This is a genomic window from Thermophilibacter sp., from assembly GCF_966187215.1.
In genome coordinates, this window is record NZ_CBIFYV010000021.1 from 12,338 (window position 1) to 29,048 (window position 16,711).

The following is a 16,711-nucleotide window of genomic DNA, read 5'->3' on the forward strand; positions in this document are numbered from 1 at the left end:
CCCCGGCGCCGCCCCGCGGCGCTACCGCAGCCCCGCGGGCCCCACGCCCTCGGCGTCGGTGGCCACCAGCACGTTGTTGCCGGGCTTGGTGGGCTCGTCGGGCCACTCGGGGACGTAGCCCACGTGCGCGAACTCGCGCCCGAAGGCGTCCTCGACCCCATGCAGCGGGCGGGCGCGACGCCCCTCGCAGGCGCAGCGCACGTTGGCGAGGTAGACGCCCCCGTCGGCCAGGTGCTCCCGCACGGTGCGGGCGCCCTCCTCGCCGGTGAGCGGCCCCAGCGGTCGGTTGCCCGAGAAGGCGTCGTTGACGATGACGTCGTAGGGCTCCGCGGCCCCGCGCAGCTCCTCCCAGGCGTCGCCGTTGACCAGCCGCAGCCGCCCGTCCCTCTCGGCGCTCGTCCTCTCCAGACACTCGTCAAGGAAGAAGCGCTCGCGCGCCAGGCTCGTGATGGCCGGGTCGATCTCCACCACGTCCGTGCGCGCGGCCGGCACGAAGGCCGCCAGGTACTTGGGCAGCGAGTAGCCGCCCCCGCCCATCACCATCACGCGCAGCGGTCGCTCGCGCGTGGCCCCGCGCGCTGCCGCCAGCCGCTCGATCACGCCGGCCATCACGCGGTGGTACTCGCAGGCCAGCTCGAAGCGCAGGCCCTCGGGCACGTAGCAGCCGCTCTGGAACGTGCCGTTGACGTTGAGCAGGCGCACGGGGGTGCCGTCCTCGTTGGCGGCGTCAAAGACGAGCGTTATGCCAAAGCGCGTGCGGCGCATCTCCACGTTGCGCTTGCGCAGGAGCCACGGCATGGCGGCGAGAAACGCCGTGCAGATCACGGTGAGCACGGCAAGGAAGATTAGAAGCTCTCTCACGGGGCCTCCCGGAGGACGTGGGCCAGGCGGGGCGCCCCCACGGTCCCGTTTTAGAGATTGTGAGAAGCGCGCGTCGTCGGCTATACTAGCTGATGCTGTAATGGGCCAGTTGGCCCGCTCTGATATCGCATCGGAAGGACACTTCACCATGATTCTTGGTCTCGGCATCCCTGAGCTGCTGATCATCCTCGTCGTCATCTTGGTGATCTTTGGGCCCAAGAACCTGCCCAAGATCGGCAAGGCTCTCGGCAAGACCGTCAAGAACGTCCGCGAGGGCATGGAGGAGGGCTCCGAGGACGCCTCCGACTCCCCGATCGAGTCCCACGACGCCGTTGACGTCATCGAGGACGAGGACGACGCCGACGCCCCCGCCGAGGCCGCCGATGACGCGGTCTTCTGCTCCAAGTGCGGCGCCAAGAACGCGGCCGACGCGGACTTCTGCTCCAAGTGCGGCAACAAGCTCAACTAGCGGCACTTCGGGCAGGAGGCACACAACATGGCAGAGACCAAGAGGTACGAGCTCACCCCTGAGGGCCGCCAGAGGCTCATCGACGAGCTGGCGTTCCGCGAGGGCGAGAAGCACGACGAGATCGTCGAGCGCATCAAGGAGGCCCGCAGCTTCGGCGACCTCTCCGAGAACTCGGAGTACGACGCCGCCAAGGAGGAGCAGTCCCAGAACGAGTCGCGCATCAACGAGATCCGCCAGATCCTGGCCACGGCCGTCACCGTGGAGGCCGGCCACTCGCTGACCGTCTCCATCGGCGCCACCGTCGAGCTCAAGGACGAGAAGGGCAAGACGTCCACCTTCACCATCGTGGGCACCACCGAGACCAACTCGCTCGAGCACAAGATCTCCAACGAGTCCCCGGTGGGCAGCGCCCTCATGGGTCACGAGAAGGGCGACGTGGTCGAGGTCGTGGCCCCGTCCGGCAAGGCGCGCAAATACACCATCACGGCCATCACCCGCTAGGTTCTGCGCGCAACAGCGAGAGAAGGCGCCCCGTGTCTGCCAGCGCAGGTACGGGGCGCACTTGTGGAATGACAGGAGAGATCATGGCAGACAACGCCGCCGCGGCCGCCCCCCAGGCCGCACCCACCACCGACGAGCGCGCGATGCGCCGGGCCCGCCGCCAGGCCCTCATCGACGCGGGCGTGAACCCGTATCCCATCACGTCCGAGGTCACGGCCCACGCGTCCGAGCTCGAGGAGCGCTACGCCGAGCTGGAGGCGGGCGCCGACACCGAGGACGTGGTGAGCGTCGCGGGACGCGTGCGCGCGCTGCGCCGCCAGGGCAAGGCCGCGTTCGTCGTGGTGGAGGACGTGAGCGGCCAGATCCAGCTGTTCTGCCGCCGCGACGTGCTCGGCGACGAGGGCTGGGCGCTTCTCGCCAACCTCGACCTCGGCGACATCGTGGGCGCCACGGGAGCGGTGCTGCGCACGCGCCGCGGCCAGCTGTCCGTCTCGCCCACCGAGCTCACGATGCTCTCCAAGGCGCTGCGCCCGCTGCCCGAGAAGTTCCACGGCCTCACCGACCGCGAGGTCCGCTACCGCCAGCGCTACGTCGACCTCATCATGAACCCCGAGGTCCGCGACGTCTTCCGCAAGCGCAGCCGTATCGTCAGCCTGATCCGCCGCTACATGGAGGCCGACGGCTACATGGAGGTCGAGACGCCGATGATGCACGCCATCCTCGGCGGCGCCAACGCCAAGCCGTTCGTGACGCACTTCAACGCGCTCGACCGCGACTTCTACCTGCGCATCGCCACTGAGCTGCCGCTCAAGCGCCTCATCGTGGGCGGGCTCGAGCGCGTCTTCGAGATCGGCCGCAACTTCCGCAACGAGGGCATGGACCTCACGCACAACCCCGAGTTCACCTCGATGGAGGCCTACTGCGCCTACTCCGACCTCGAGGGCATGAAGCGCCTCACGGAGGGCCTGTTCAAGACCATCGCGCGCGAGGTCTGCGGCTGCGAGGAAGGCCACGAGGTCATCACCTACCAGGGCCAAGAGATCGACATGTCCGGCGAGTGGGTGAGCCGCCCGCTGTCCGAGGTGGCCTCGGAGTGCGTGGGCGAGCACGTTGACATGGACACGCCCGTCGAGCACCTGCGCGAGCTCTGCGAGGCCCACAGCATCGAGGTCCAGCCGAGCTGGGGTGCCGGCAAGCTGCTCTTCGAGCTCTATGACGAGCTGGGCGAGAAGACCATCGTCAACCCCACGTTCGTGTGCGACTACCCCGAGGAGGTGAGCCCCCTCTCCAAGCGCAAGGCCGAGGACCCGCGCCTCACCGACCGCTTCGAGCTGGTCATCGCCGGGCACGAGTACGCCAACGCGTTCTCGGAGCTCAACGACCCCGTTGACCAGGCGGGACGCTTCGCCGAGCAGGTGGCGGCCAAGGGCTTGGGCGACGACGAGGCCATGGGCTACGACTACGACTACGTGCGCGCGCTCGAGTACGGCATGCCGCCGGCGGGCGGAATCGGCTACGGCATCGACCGCATGGTGATGCTCTTCTGCGACCAGCCCTCCATCCGCGACGTGCTGCTCTTCCCGGCTATGAAGCCCGAGACCATCACCCGCGCCGACATCCAGGCGCAGGTGGCGGGCGTCGTGACCGACAACGCCGCGGCGTCGGTGGACGACATCGCCGCCGACTCCGAGCGGGTCGCCGCGGCCGAGGAGACCCCGGCGCGCCTCGAGGCGGGACTCACGCGCGACGAGGCGCTCGCGCTTCTCGCCGAGCACAACAGGGACGAGTTCCACCTGGAGCACGGCCGCACGGTGGGCGGCGTGCTGCGCCAGTTCGCGCTGCAGATGGACCCCGACAACGCCGACTTCTGGGAGATCGTGGGCATCCTGCACGACCTCGACTGGGAGGAGCACGCCGACGACCCGGTCAACCACACCGTCTACGCGGCCGAGTGGCTCCGCGCGGCCGGCGCGAGCGACGAGCTCATCCGCGCCGTCCAGTCGCACAACTCCGACAACAACCCCGACCTCCCGGCCCCCGAGCTCCAGATGGAGAGGGCGCTCTTCGCCGTCGACGAGCTCACGGGCCTCATCGGCGCGGCCGTCATCATGCGCCCGAGCAAGTCGGTCATGGACTTCGAGGTGAAGTCGCTCAAGAAGAAGTTCAAGGACAAGCGCTTCGCGGCCGGCTGCGACCGCAACGTCATCCGCAAGGGCGCCGAGCTGCTCGGCTGGGAGCTCGACGAGCTCTTCTCGCGCACCATCGAGGCCATGCGCGCCATCGCCCCCGACCGCGACACCTTCGGCAAGTAGCCGCCCCGGCGCCGCCATGCTCAAGAAACTCCAGAAGTCGGGGGATTGTCGGCACAACTGCGCATGAAACCCCGGAAGTCTGTTGCAGAACCATCAGACTTCCGGGGTTTTCTGAGCGACGCCGCTCGCGTGGTCCATTGGAGACGCAACGTCGCTTATTTTGCGGCCGCGGGTTTGCGCCCACGTCGCGGTGGGTACAAACTATAACCATGAGCATCCGGTGGGGGAGGTTAGACCCATATGTTTGAGAAGTTCACCGACAAGGCCCGCAAGGTCATGAGCCTCGCGCAGGACGAGGCGCGCAACCTGGGCCAGATGTACGTGGGGACCGAGCACCTGCTGCTCGCCCTCATCAAGGAGGGCGAGGGCGTCGCGGCCCAGGCCCTGGCCAAGCTCGACGTCACCTACGACGAGACGCTCGCCACGGTGCGCGCGCTCACCACCAACGACGGCGAGCCCGTGCCGGGCGGCCACATCCCGTTCACGCCCCGCGCCAAGCGCGTGCTCGAGGGCGCCTATCGCGAGACCATGACGCACGGGCAGACCTACATCGCCACCGAGCACCTGCTTTTGGGCATCGTGTCCGAGGGCAACGGCCGGGCGATGGACGCCCTGCGCCAGATGGGCGTCTCGGGCGACGCGGTGCGCAACGCGGTCTCCGAGCTGGCCGGCAAGAGCGCCGAGTCCCAGCAGCAGCCCGCGACCGCCGACGTCCGCATGGCGGGCTTCGGCAGCCCGTCGCAGCAGGGCGGCGAGGAGGGCTCCGTGCTCGAGCAGTACGGCCGCAACCTCACCAAGCTCGCCGCCGAGGGCAAGCTCGACCCCGTCATCGGCCGCGACAGGGAGATCGAGCGCGTCATGCAGATCCTGGCGCGCCGCCAGAAGAACAACCCGCTGATCCTGGGCGACCCGGGCGTGGGCAAGACCGCCATCGTGGAGGGGCTCGCCCAGCTCATCGCCGGCGGCAACGTGCCCGACATCCTGCGCGGCAAGCAGGTCTGGACGCTCGACCTCGCGAGCCTGCTCGCCGGCTCCAAGTACCGCGGCGAGTTCGAGGAGCGCATGAAGCGCGTGGTCAACGAGCTCGAGGAGTCCGACGAGGACATCCTGTTCATCGACGAGATCCACACCGTCATCGGCGCGGGCGCCGCCGAGGGCTCGGTCGACGCCGCCTCCATCCTCAAGCCGCCCCTCTCGCGCGGCGAGATCCAGGTCATCGGCGCCACCACGGCCGAGGAGTTCCGCAAGCACGTGGAGAAGGACTCGGCCTTCGAGCGCCGCTTCCAGCCCGTCAGCATCGGCGAGCCCACCGTGGAGGACGCCATCCGCATCATCGAGGGCCTCAAGAGCCGCTACGAGGAGCACCACCACGTCCGCTACACCGACGCGGCCATCCGCGCGGCCGTGACGCTCTCGAGCCGCTACGTGCAGGACCGCTTCCTGCCCGACAAGGCCATCGACGTCATCGACGAGGCCGGTGCCCGCACGCGCGTCCACAAGATGGCGCTGCCGCCCGAGATCGCCCAGGTGGACGCCGACCTCGCCCGCGTCCGCGACGAGAAGTCTGCCGCCGCGGACGCCCAGGAGTTCGAGGAGGCGGCCCGCCTGCGCGACGAGGAGAAGTCCCTCGTGGCGCGCCGCGACGAGCTCGAGGCCGCCTGGCGCGAGCAGCTCGCCGCCAACGTGGTCGCCGTGGACGAGTCCGACATCGCCGACGTGGTCTCCACGATGACCGGCGTGCCCGTCTCCGACCTCACCGAGGCCGAGGCCTCCAAGCTCCTGCGCTGCGAGGACGTCCTGCACCAGCGCGTCATCGGCCAGGACGAGGCCGTCACCAAGGTCGCGCGCGCCATCCGCCGCAGCCGCAGCCCCCTCAAGGACCCGCGCCGCCCCGGCGGCTCGTTCATCTTCCTCGGCCCCTCGGGCGTGGGCAAGACCGAGCTCGCCAAGGCGCTCGCCGAGTTCCTCTTCGGCAGCGAGGAGGCCCTCATCTCCTTCGACATGTCCGAGTTCATGGAGAAGCACACCGTCTCCAAGCTCGTCGGCGCCCCTCCCGGATACGTGGGCTACGACGAGGGCGGCGAGCTCACCAAGGCCGTCCGGCGCCGCCCGTACTCGGTGGTGCTGTTCGACGAGGTCGAGAAGGCCCACCCCGACGTCTTCAACGTCCTGCTCCAGATCCTGGAGGAGGGCCGCCTCACCGACGGCCAGGGCCGCCACGTGGACTTCTCCAACACGGTCATCATCATGACCTCCAACATCGGCGCGCGCGACATCGCCCAGACCACCACGATGGGCTTCTCGGCCCAGGGCGCCTCGGGCCTCTCGGACAAGGAGATCGAGAGCCGCGTCATGGGCGAGCTCAAGCGACACTTCCGCCCCGAGTTCCTCAACCGCGTGGACGAGGTCGTGGTCTTCAAGTCGCTCACGGGCGAGCAGCTGCGCGGCATCGTGGAGCTCATGGTGGCCGACCTGCGCGACCGTCTCGTCGCCCAGGGCATGTCCATCGAGCTCACGGACGCCGCGCGCGACCTCGTGGCCAAGCAGGGCGCCGACCCGGTCTACGGCGCGCGCCCGCTGCGCCGCGCGATCCAGTCGCTCATCGAGGACCCGCTCTCGGAGGAGCTGCTCCAGGGCCTCTGGCACCGCGGCGAGATCATTCGCGTGGACGAGAGGGACGGCGCGCTCGTCTTCGAGCACGCCACCGGCGAGATCCCGGCGCCCCGGCACCGCGAGAGCATGCGGCCCAGCGAGCCCGTCTCGCTGCCCGAGCCCGCGCGCGGGGTCGCAAGCGGCGGTGGACTGGCGGCCTCGGGCGCCTAGCCTGCGGCCCCCCGGCGCTATACTCAGATGAGCCCGCACGCGTGAGAAGGAGCCCCATGGACGTCACCCATCACGAGACGGATGCCGACGAGCGCGAGGAGCGCTTCAAGGACGCCATCCGCAAGACCGCTCCGGGCACGCCGCTGCGCAAGGCCCTCGACATGATCATCGCCGGCCACCTGGGGGCCCTCATCTGCGTGGGCGACACCGACAACGTGCTCGCCGCTGGGGACGACGGCTTCAAGCTCGAGGTCTCGTTCACGGCCAACCGTCTCTTCGAGCTCTGCAAGATGGACGGCGCCGTGGTGGTTGACCGCGACCTCACCAGGATCCTGCGGGCCAACTACCACCTCAACCCCGATCCGTCGCTGCCCACCTCCGAGACGGGCATGCGGCACCGCACCGCCGCCCGCATGAGCCTGCTCACGCGGGCGATGGTCGTGTCGGTGTCGTCGCGGCGCTCGGTGGTCAACGTCTACGTGGACGGCAAGGGCTACGAGCTCAAGAGCGCCAGCGACCTTCTCGCCACCGTGAACCAGCTCACCGTGGCCATGCAGAGCACGCGCTCGCAGATAGACCGGAGCCTGCTGCGCCTCACGAGCCTCGAGCTGGACAACTGCGTCACCATGGGCGACGTGGCGGACATCCTGTACCTCTTCGAGGTGCTCATGACCGCCGGCGAGGAGCTCGACGAGTGCATCATGCAGCTCGGCACGGAGGGGCGGATCACCAAGATGCAGCGCGAGGAGTACCTTGCCGGGATGGACGAGGCCTATACCCTCATGATCCGCGACTATGCCGTGGACTCCTCGGAGGAGGCCGCCGCGGGCATCCGCAAGCGCCTGCACGACACGGCCAACACCCAGCTGCGCTCCGCCAAGTCCGTGGCGCGGCTGCTCGGCTACACCGACGACCGCGGCGAGGACTCCATCATGACGCCGCTCGGCCTGCGCACGCTCTCGCGCGTGCCGGTGGTGCGCGACGGCATGGCCGACAAGATCGTGGACGAGTACGGCTCGCTCCAGGAGGTGCTCGAGGCCGTGGACGACGACCCGGCGCGCCTCGGCGAGATCGGCGTCAAGAACCCCGGCGTGCTCGCCAACAGCCTGCACCGCATGTGGGGCAAGGGGGAGTGATGGGCGCCGTGCGCGGAGGGGCGGCCGGCGAGAAGGGCGCGGCGGAGCCGTGTCCCTGCGCGTGCGCCGAACGCGTGGATGCGCCGGCGGGCGAGGCCGACACCTGCGCGATCGTAGTGGCCGGCGGCTCGGGCGAGCGCTTCGGCGACCCGCGCGGCAAGCAGTTCGTGGACCTGGCGGGGCTGCCGCTCATGTGCTGGTCGGTGGCCGCGCTCGACCGCGCGCCGTCCGTGGCCCGCATCGTGGTGGTGTGCGCGCCCGACCGCGTGGCCGAGGTGGAGCAAGACGTGCTGGGACGGCTCACGCTGTCCAAGCCCGTGACGCTGGCACCCTCGGGGGCCACGCGCCAGGCGTCGGTGCGCTCGGGCCTTGACGCCACCCCGCGCGACCTGGACCTCGTTGCGGTGCACGACGCGGCGCGCCCGCTCGTGGAGACCGAGCTCGTGGAGCGGGCGATCGCGGTGGTGCGCGCGGACGAGACGCTGGCCGGGGCCCTTCTCGCCACGCGCTGCGTGGACACGCTCAAGCTCGTGGAGGGCACCACGGTGGTGGCCACGCCCGACCGCTCGTTCTACTGGGCCGCGCAGACGCCGCAGGTCTTCCGGCGCCGCGTGCTGCTCGCCGCCCACAAGGCCGCGGAGCACGAGGAGTACCAGGGGACCGACGACGCCTCTCTGGTGGAGCGCGTGGGCGGGCGGGTGTGCGTGGTCGAGTCCACGCGCGACAACCTCAAGGTCACGGTACCCGAGGACCTCGCGATCGCCGAGGCCACGCTCGAGCGCCGTCTGCTGTCGTGAGACAATGGGGACAGGTTCATTTGTCTCATAAGCTTCGCAATGAGACAAATGAACCTGTCCCCATTGTCTCAGGAGGGAAGCTGCCATGCTGCGGATCGGACACGGCTTTGACGTTCACGCGTTCACCGAGGGGCGGCCGCTCGTGCTGGGCGGCGTCACCGTGCCGAGCGAGCGCGGGCTGGCCGGTCACTCCGACGCCGACGTGGTTGCGCACGCGGTGATGGATGCCGTGCTCGGCGCGCTGCGCGCCGGCGACATCGGCAAGCTCTTCCCCGACACCGACCCCGCCTACGAGGGCGCGGACTCGCTCGGGCTCATGCGCCAGGTGGCGGCGCTCGTGCGCGAGCGCGGCTGGCGCGTGGCGGACGTGGACTGCACGATCGCTGCGCAGGCGCCCAAGCTCGCGCCGTACCGCGAGGAGATGCGCGCGCGGATGGCTGCCGCGCTGGGCGTGGACGTGGAGCAGGTGGGCGTCAAGGCCACCACCACCGAGCGCCTGGGCTTCGTGGGCCGCGAGGAGGGCATCGCCGCCTGGGCCGTCTGCCTGCTCGAGCGCGATGACGCGTAGGGCTTCTCGCCTCGCCCTTCGCCCTCCTCGCCTACGCCGCCCTTCTCGCCACCCGCGCTGCCGGTTACGTACACCCCCGCCGGTTACGTACACTGTTGCGATATTAATAAGGTACCAAGCAATCGAGAAACCCCAGTTCAGCGCGTTGTCCCCCTCAGCATCAAAGTCACAACAGTGTACGTAACCGGCGCACAGCCCCTTCTGACGGACTCGCCTGACAATTTCCTCGCCGCGGCTGCGCGCAACCAGCCCGGCCCGCGCGCGGCCCCGCCGCCTCGCTGCCCCGGCGCTATACTGGGTCAACGCACGACCCGCACCCGGACAGCCAAGGAGCGACCATGCTCGTCTACAACAGCCAGACGCACAAGAAGGAGGAGCTCGTCCCCATCGAGCCCGGCAAGATCCGCATGTACGTCTGCGGCCCCACGGTCTACGACCAGATCCACATCGGCAACGCGCGCACGTTCCTGGCGTTTGACGTGATCCGGCGCTACCTCATGTACAAGGGCTACCAGGTCACCTTTGCCCAGAACCTCACCGACGTGGACGACAAGATCATCAACCGCGCCAACGAGCAGGGCCGCACCGCGGCCGAGGTCGCCGAGGAGTGCTCGGCCGCCTTCATCGAGCAGATGCACCGCTTCGGCGTGCTCGACCCGGACATCCGCCCGCGCGCCACGCACGAGATTGAGGCCATGCAGGAGATGATCTCGCTGCTCATCGAGCAGGGCAACGCCTACGCCGTCCCGTCCGGCGACGTCTACTTCTCCGTGCGCTCCGACACCAGCTACGGCATCCTCTCGGGCCGCGACCTCGACCAGATGCGCGCCGGCGAGCGCGTGGAGGTCAACGACGAGAAGCGCGACCCCTTTGACTTCGCCCTCTGGAAGGCGGCCAAGCCCGGCGAGCCGAGCTGGCCCTCCCCGTGGGGCGACGGCCGCCCCGGCTGGCACACCGAGTGCTGCGCGATGATCCACCGCTACCTCGGCACGCCGATCGACATCCACGGCGGCGGCGCCGACCTCATCTTCCCGCACCACGAGAACGAGACCGCCCAGGCCATGTGCGCCTGGCACGCCCCGCTCGCCAACACCTGGATGCACACCGGGATGCTGCGCGTGGACGGCGAGAAGATGTCCAAGAGCCTCGGCAACTTCTACACGCTCAAGGAGGTGCTCGACAAGTGCCCCGCCGACGCCGTGCGCCTGCTCATGCTGCAGACCCACTACCGCGCGCCGCTGGACTTCTCGTTCGAGCGCCTGGAGGGCGTGGCCGGCACGCTCGAGCGCCTGCAGACCTGCGCGCGCAACCTGCGCTGGGCCGCAGAGCGCTCCCCGCAGGACGGCGAGCTCAACGACGCCGACCGCGCGCTCGGCGCCAAGATCGACGAGGCTCGCGCCGAGTTCTGCCGCCAGATGGACGACGACTTCAACACCGCCGGCGGCCTCGCCGCGATCTTCGGCCTGGTGACGGCCTGCAACACCTACCTGGCCGAGGCCGCCGACGACACCTCCACGGCCGTGTGCCTGCGCGCCGCCGACATGCTCTGCGAGCTCGCCGACGTCATGGGCATCAGCCTCTCGCGCTCCGACGGCGCCGACGACCTGCCCGAGGGCCTCGTCGACCTGGCGCGCGAGCACGCCGGCTACGAGGGCGCCTCGCCCGCCGAGGCCGCCGACGTCCTGCTCGCCGCGCGCCAGCAGGCCCGTGCCGAGAAGAACTGGGGCGTCGCCGACGCCATCCGCGACGGCATCGCCGCGCTCGGCCTGGTGGTCGAGGACACCGCGGCCGGCGCCCGCCTGCACCGCAAGGAGTAGCCGTGGCCAAGAACCAGTCACGCACCCCCGGCCGCGACGTCCGCGGCGGCAAGGGGAGGGGCGCCCGCCCGCGCCCGCAGACGGGTCGTCTCGGCCGCTCCGGCGCCCCCAAGGGCAAGGGCCCGCGCGGCGAGAAGTTCCCGCGCGGCGAGAAGCCCCACGGGTCGCGCGGCCCCGCGCACGGCGGCCGCGAGCAGCGCGACCGCTCCGATCTCATCGAGGGCCGGCGCGCCGTGGAGGAGGCGCTCTCCTGCGGCATGCCGCTGCGCTCGGCGCTCGTGCAGGAGCGCTCCGGCGAGCGCGACCAGGCGCTCGAGCGCATCGCGGAGCGCCTTGACGAGGCCGGCGTCCCCGTGGAGCGCGTCCCGCGCGCCCGCCTGGACGCGCTCTCGAGCCACGGCGCCCACCAGGGCGTGGTCGTGCGCGCCCGCCCGTTCGCCTACGCCGAGCTCTCCGACGTCATCGCCGCGGCCGGCTCCGGCGACGCCCTCGTGGTGGTGCTCGACCACGTGACCGACCAGGGCAACTTCGGCGCCATCGTCCGCACGGCCGAGGTCGTGGGCGCGGCAGGCGTCGTGGTGGCCAAGGCCCGCGCCGCCTCGGTGGGCGTGGGTGCCTACAAGACCTCGGCCGGCGCCGTCCTGCACCTGCCCATCGCGCAGGTCCCCAACCTCGCGCGCGCCCTCGACGAGCTCAAGGCCGCCGGCTTCTGGGCCTGCGCCGCCACCGAGCACGCCCAGACTGACGTCTGGCACGCTCCGATGGGCGGGCGCCTCGCGCTGGTCATGGGCTCGGAGGGCTCGGGCGTGTCGCGCCTGGTGGCCGAGAGGTGCGACTTCTCGTGTCGCCTGCCGCAGCGCGGGCGCGTGGAGTCGCTCAACGTCGCCCAGGCCACGACCGTGCTCTGCTACGAGTGGCTGCGCCGCGTGGAGCTGGGGGAGGCCGGCGCCGATGGGCGCTGAGGTCGCGCGCGAGCTGCTCGTCGTCGACGGCTACAACGTCATCTACAAGAGCGCGCGCTATCTCGCCCGCATGGACCAGACCGCCGACGGCGACCCCTTCGAGCAGGCGCGCGAGCTGCTCGTGGCCGACGTGGCCGCCTATGCCAAGGGGCGCTACGACGCCGTGATCGTCTTCGACGCGGCGGGCAACGTCTCGCCGGAGCGCCCTGACCTCTCCAAGGCCGGCGTGCGCCTGGTCTTCTCGCCGGCCGGCGAGTCGGCCGACACGGTGATCGAGCGGCTGGTCAGCGAGGAGCGCCGCCGCCCACGCGCCGTGACGGTGGTGACCTCGGACAACACCATCCGCGCCACGGTGGGCGGCGTGCCCGTCACGCGCGTCTCGAGCGACGTGCTCGTGGCCGACATGACCGCGCTCACCGCCGAGTACGAGCGCGCCAACGCCGAGCGCCAGACCCAGCACATGCGCCTCGAGGACCGCATCGACCCGGCCGCGCGCGAGAAGCTCTGGCGGATCCTGCGCGGGTGAGACATTGGGGACAGGTTCATTTGTCTCATCTCAACCGAGTCCGAGGGGAGCATATGCCTCGTTGCCGCGATGAGACAAATGAACCTGTCCCCAATGTCTCACCGCTCGCCATCCCGCTCCGCTATCATGGACAGACCCGCCGGCATGGCTCAATGGCAGAGCAACGGTTTTGTAAACCGTGGGTTGGGGGTTCGACTCCCTCTGCCGGCTCCAGGCACCGATCGGGGCCGCGGGCGCGCGTCGTCCGCGGCCCCGCCGCCCATTCGGGCGCGCGCCCTTCTCGCCCCGCTTCGCACGCATCGTTTTACCTGCGGATGTGTGGAGCTTGTGAGTATGGAGACGCCCGGCTCCGGGGTATACGTTGACAAGTTTTTGCCCTCGACGTAATCTATCTTCCGCTTGCGGGGGAGAACGCGCCTCGCAGGTGGCTGAAAACGGAATGGGGATGTGGCACAGCGGCAACTGCGGCGGACTGTAAATCCGCTCCCTCTGGGTTCCTTGGTTCGAGTCCAAGCATCCCCACCATCTGCCCGTGTAGCTCAGTCGGTAGAGCACTTCGTTGGTAACGAAGAGGTCACCGGTTCAAATCCGGTCGCGGGCTCCATTCCACTTTCGGTCGCTCGGCACCATGCCGGTGTAGCTCAGCTGGTTAGAGCACGCGGCTCATACCCGCGACGTCACTGGTTCGAATCCAGTCACCGGTACCAGAGTTCTTAGCGGCGCTACGGCGCCGCTTGGCATAAGAACGTAAGTACGTGGAAGGCCGCAAGGTCGGTTCCAAAAGGAGGATGGCACATGGCCAAGGAGAAGTTCGATCGTTCCAAGCCGCACGTAAACATCGGTACCATCGGTCACGTCGACCACGGCAAGACCACGCTGACCGCGGCCATCACCAAGGTCCTCTCCGAGCAGGAGGGCTGCAAGGCCGACTTCACCGCCTTCGAGAACATCGACAAGGCCCCCGAGGAGCGCCAGCGCGGCATCACCATCAACGTTGCCCACATCGAGTACGAGACCTGGGAGCGCCACTACGCCCACGTCGACTGCCCGGGCCACGCTGACTACATCAAGAACATGATCTCCGGTGCGGCTCAGATGGACGGTGCCATCCTCGTCATCGCCGCCACCGACGGCCCCATGGCCCAGACCCGCGAGCACATCCTGCTCGCCCGTCAGGTCGGCGTGCCCTACATCGTCGTGTTCCTGAACAAGTGCGACATGGTCGACGACGAGGAGCTCATCGACCTCGTCGAGATGGAGACCCGCGACCTCCTCACCGAGTACGACTTCCCCGGTGACGACCTGCCGATCATCCGCGGCTCCGCGCTGGGCGCCCTCAACGGCGAGCAGAAGTGGGTCGACTCCGTCGTCGAGCTCATGCACACCGTTGACTCCTACATCCCCACGCCGCCGCGTGACAACGACAAGCCGTTCCTGATGGCCATCGAGGACGTCATGACCATCTCCGGCCGCGGCACCGTCGCCACCGGCCGCGTCGAGCGCGGTGAGCTCAAGCTCAACGAGCCCGTCGAGATCATCGGCATCCGTGAGAAGCAGACCTCCGTTGCCACCGGCATCGAGATGTTCCGCAAGACCATGGACTTCTGCGAGGCTGGCGACAACGTCGGCATCCTCCTGCGCGGCATCAAGCGCGAGGACATCGAGCGCGGCCAGGTCATCTGCAAGCCCGGCTCCGTCACCCCGCACAACAAGTTCACCGGCGAGATCTACGTCCTCACCAAGGAGGAGGGCGGCCGTCACACGCCGTTCTTCGCCGGCTACCGTCCGCAGTTCTACTTCCGCACCACGGACATCACCGGTGACATCTCCGAGCTCACCGACTCCAACGGCAACAAGGTCGAGATGGCCATGCCGGGCGACCACGTGACCATCACCGCTGAGCTCATCCACTCCATCGCCATGGAGCAGGGCGACAAGTTCGCCATCCGCGAGGGCGGCCACACCGTCGGCGACGGCCGCGTCTCCACCATCATCGAGTAGCGCTCGCCTATTCGACGCTCAGGGCCCGGTCCTTCTCGGATCGGGCCCTTTTCATGCTCTGTGCGTTTTGTGATGCGCGCGTGAGCACGCCACTTGGCTTGACAAGTTCGGCGATGGGATGGTAGCGTATCCATTCGCGTCACGTTCGAGGGAAACTCCCTCCAACGAGAAGTTCTTTCAGGAGGATCAATGCGTACTCTGGTTACCCTCGCGTGCACTGAGTGCAAGCGCCGCAACTACACCACGAACAAGAACAAGTCCAACAACCCCGATCGCATGGAGTTGAAGAAGTACTGCCCGTGGTGTCACAAGCACACGCTTCACCGGGAGACCCGCTAGCAGGTGGGCTTTCCAAACAGGCCAGTAGCTCCAATGGTAGAGCGGCGGTCTCCAAAACCGTTTGTTGAGGGTTCGAGTCCTTCCTGGCCTGCCAGATTTCACCACCGGCTTTCCCCTCGGGGTTAGCCGGTTTCCATGTAAGGGACGTCTTCTTAGGGAGAGACGGATGGCCAACAAGGACAGAAACAAGAGGAGCGCCCGCAAGGCCCGCGCGGAGGAGCGAGCCCGCGTCGAGGCCGCTCAGCTGGCTTCCGCCCCCGCCTCCGACAAGAAGACGGCCAAGTCCGAGCGCAAGGACGAGAAGCGCGACGCCAAGGCCGAGAAGAAGGCCGCCGACAAGAAGAAGGCCGACAAGAAGCCCGGCGTCTTCCGTCGCCTGGCCAACTACCTCGGTGACGTCCGCTCCGAGATGCGCCGCGTGGTCTGGCCCTCCAAGGAGGAGCTCAAGAGCTACTCGCTGGCCATCATCGTGATGCTCATCGTCTTTGGCGTGATCATCTGGTTCGTTGACTCCGGCATCGTTGCCGCGCTCGTGGGCTTCACGAGTCTGAGGGGGTAGCCATGGCAAAGCGCTGGTACGTCATCCACACCTACTCGGGATACGAGAACAAGGTCAAGACCGACCTCGAGCACCGCATCGAGACCTACGGCCTGTCCGACCAGATCGTGGACATCCAGATCCCGGCCGAGGAGGTCACGGAGATCAAGGAGGGCGGCAAGCGCGAGACCAAGGAGTCCAAGGTCCTGCCGAGCTACGTCCTCGTCCGCATGGAGGGCAACGACGACACCTGGTCGTTCGTCCGCAACACCCCCGGCGTGACCGGCTTCGTCGGCCCCGACGGCAAGCCCACCCCGCTGCGCCGCAGCGAGTTCGACAAGATCATGCGCCGCACGGGCGCGGGTCGCGGCACCACGGCCCCGGTGGCCAAGCGGACCTCCACCTCCATCGAGGTCGGCCAGTCCGTGCGCGTGCTCTCCGGCCCGCTCGCCGACTTCGACGGCCAGGTCGCCGAGGTCATGCCCGAGTCCGGCAAGCTCCGCGTCATGCTTACGATCTTCGGTCGCGAGACCCCCGTGGAGCTCACGCTCGACCAGGTCGCCACGATCGCCTAGGGACGCTCTCGTCCGCCCGTATCGGTGAGGATTGCTTCTCGGGCGCGACGCGAACATAGCTCGTACCGCACGCACCATTCCGCAAGGAGAACGCCATGCCCAAGAAGAAGGTCACCAACTTCATCAAGCTCCAGATTCCGGCCGGTCAGGCCAACCCCGCGCCTCCCGTCGGCCCCGCCCTCGGTGCCGCCCAGGTCAACATCATGCAGTTCTGCCAGGCGTTCAACGCCGCCACGCAGGACAAAGCCGGCGACATCATCCCGGTCGAGATCACGGTCTACGAGGACCGCACCTTCGACTTCGTCTGCAAGACCCCGCCCGCCGCTGAGCTCATCAAGAAGGAGCTCGGCCTCAAGGGCGGCTCGGGCGTCCCGCAGCGTGACAAGGTCGGCGAGCTCTCCCAGGAGCAGCTCACCAAGATCGCCGAGATCAAGATGCCGGACCTCAACGCCAACGACATCGAGGCCGCCAAGAAGATCGTCGCCG

Annotated in this window: 16 protein-coding genes and 5 tRNA genes; 20 read left to right on the forward strand and 1 reads right to left on the reverse strand. The window is 68.8% G+C overall.

The window, feature by feature from the left end:
* Positions 1-21: 21 nt before the first annotated feature.
* Entirely contained in the window at positions 22-861 is an 840-nt protein-coding gene (locus ACWTSU_RS02125; RefSeq protein WP_455138232.1) for a spermidine synthase, read from the reverse strand.
* A gap of 148 nt (positions 862-1,009) precedes the next feature.
* Between ACWTSU_RS02125 and tatA the strand changes: the two genes are divergently transcribed.
* From tatA to rplK, 20 genes are all read left to right on the forward strand, one after another.
* Entirely contained in the window at positions 1,010-1,330 is a 321-nt protein-coding gene (gene tatA, locus ACWTSU_RS02130) for a twin-arginine translocase TatA/TatE family subunit (RefSeq protein ID WP_455138233.1), read from the forward strand.
* Positions 1,331-1,357: 27 nt separating this feature from the next.
* On the forward strand, positions 1,358-1,831 hold the full coding sequence (greA, locus tag ACWTSU_RS02135; RefSeq protein WP_455138234.1) for a transcription elongation factor GreA: 474 nt from the start codon (positions 1,358-1,360) through the stop codon (positions 1,829-1,831).
* Between the two features lie 83 nt (positions 1,832-1,914).
* Positions 1,915-4,143: a lysine--tRNA ligase gene (gene lysS, locus ACWTSU_RS02140; protein ID WP_455138235.1), complete on the forward strand. Its 2,229-nt coding sequence runs from the start codon at positions 1,915-1,917 to the stop codon at positions 4,141-4,143.
* A gap of 240 nt (positions 4,144-4,383) precedes the next feature.
* Positions 4,384-6,966, forward strand: coding sequence for an ATP-dependent Clp protease ATP-binding subunit (locus ACWTSU_RS02145; RefSeq protein ID WP_455138236.1), 2,583 nt, complete (start codon positions 4,384-4,386; stop codon positions 6,964-6,966).
* A 56-nt stretch (positions 6,967-7,022) separates the two neighbouring features.
* Complete coding sequence (gene disA / locus ACWTSU_RS02150) at positions 7,023-8,102, forward strand: DNA integrity scanning diadenylate cyclase DisA (RefSeq protein ID WP_455138237.1); 1,080 nt, start codon at positions 7,023-7,025, stop codon at positions 8,100-8,102.
* On the forward strand, positions 8,102-8,899 hold the full coding sequence (gene ispD / locus ACWTSU_RS02155; protein WP_455138238.1) for a 2-C-methyl-D-erythritol 4-phosphate cytidylyltransferase: 798 nt from the start codon (positions 8,102-8,104) through the stop codon (positions 8,897-8,899). The genes disA and ispD overlap by 1 nt, the downstream gene beginning before the upstream one ends.
* A gap of 85 nt (positions 8,900-8,984) precedes the next feature.
* On the forward strand, positions 8,985-9,467 hold the full coding sequence (ispF, locus tag ACWTSU_RS02160) for a 2-C-methyl-D-erythritol 2,4-cyclodiphosphate synthase (protein WP_455138239.1): 483 nt from the start codon (positions 8,985-8,987) through the stop codon (positions 9,465-9,467).
* Between the two features lie 338 nt (positions 9,468-9,805).
* Complete coding sequence (gene cysS / locus ACWTSU_RS02165) at positions 9,806-11,284, forward strand: cysteine--tRNA ligase (RefSeq protein ID WP_455138240.1); 1,479 nt, start codon at positions 9,806-9,808, stop codon at positions 11,282-11,284.
* 2 nt (positions 11,285-11,286) lie between these two features.
* Positions 11,287-12,246 carry a 23S rRNA (guanosine(2251)-2'-O)-methyltransferase RlmB gene (rlmB, locus tag ACWTSU_RS02170; protein WP_455138241.1) on the forward strand — a complete coding sequence of 320 codons (960 nt, stop codon included), beginning with the start codon at positions 11,287-11,289 and terminating at the stop codon, positions 12,244-12,246.
* Positions 12,236-12,772: an NYN domain-containing protein gene (locus ACWTSU_RS02175; RefSeq protein ID WP_455138242.1), complete on the forward strand. Its 537-nt coding sequence runs from the start codon at positions 12,236-12,238 to the stop codon at positions 12,770-12,772. Before rlmB ends, ACWTSU_RS02175 begins: the two co-directional genes overlap by 11 nt.
* A gap of 138 nt (positions 12,773-12,910) precedes the next feature.
* Positions 12,911-12,985, forward strand: a tRNA-Thr gene (locus ACWTSU_RS02180).
* Between the two features lie 228 nt (positions 12,986-13,213).
* Positions 13,214-13,297: transfer RNA gene (locus ACWTSU_RS02185), tRNA-Tyr, on the forward strand.
* 3 nt (positions 13,298-13,300) lie between these two features.
* Positions 13,301-13,376, forward strand: a tRNA-Thr gene (locus tag ACWTSU_RS02190).
* A 26-nt stretch (positions 13,377-13,402) separates the two neighbouring features.
* Positions 13,403-13,479: transfer RNA gene (locus ACWTSU_RS02195), tRNA-Met, on the forward strand.
* 88 nt (positions 13,480-13,567) lie between these two features.
* Positions 13,568-14,773 (forward strand): elongation factor Tu, encoded by a 1,206-nt coding sequence (gene tuf, locus ACWTSU_RS02200; protein ID WP_455138243.1) that lies wholly within the window; start codon positions 13,568-13,570, stop codon positions 14,771-14,773.
* Between the two features lie 189 nt (positions 14,774-14,962).
* Positions 14,963-15,112, forward strand: a complete 150-nt coding sequence (rpmG, locus tag ACWTSU_RS02205) for a 50S ribosomal protein L33 (protein ID WP_349181750.1) — start codon at positions 14,963-14,965, stop codon at positions 15,110-15,112.
* An 18-nt stretch (positions 15,113-15,130) separates the two neighbouring features.
* Positions 15,131-15,206, forward strand: a tRNA-Trp gene (locus tag ACWTSU_RS02210).
* Positions 15,207-15,278: 72 nt separating this feature from the next.
* Complete coding sequence (gene secE / locus ACWTSU_RS02215) at positions 15,279-15,671, forward strand: preprotein translocase subunit SecE (protein ID WP_455138244.1); 393 nt, start codon at positions 15,279-15,281, stop codon at positions 15,669-15,671.
* A 2-nt stretch (positions 15,672-15,673) separates the two neighbouring features.
* Complete coding sequence (gene nusG, locus ACWTSU_RS02220) at positions 15,674-16,225, forward strand: transcription termination/antitermination protein NusG (protein ID WP_455138245.1); 552 nt, start codon at positions 15,674-15,676, stop codon at positions 16,223-16,225.
* A gap of 95 nt (positions 16,226-16,320) precedes the next feature.
* A partial coding sequence (gene rplK, locus ACWTSU_RS02225) for a 50S ribosomal protein L11 (RefSeq protein ID WP_455138246.1) occupies positions 16,321-16,711 on the forward strand: 391 nt, incomplete at its 3' end.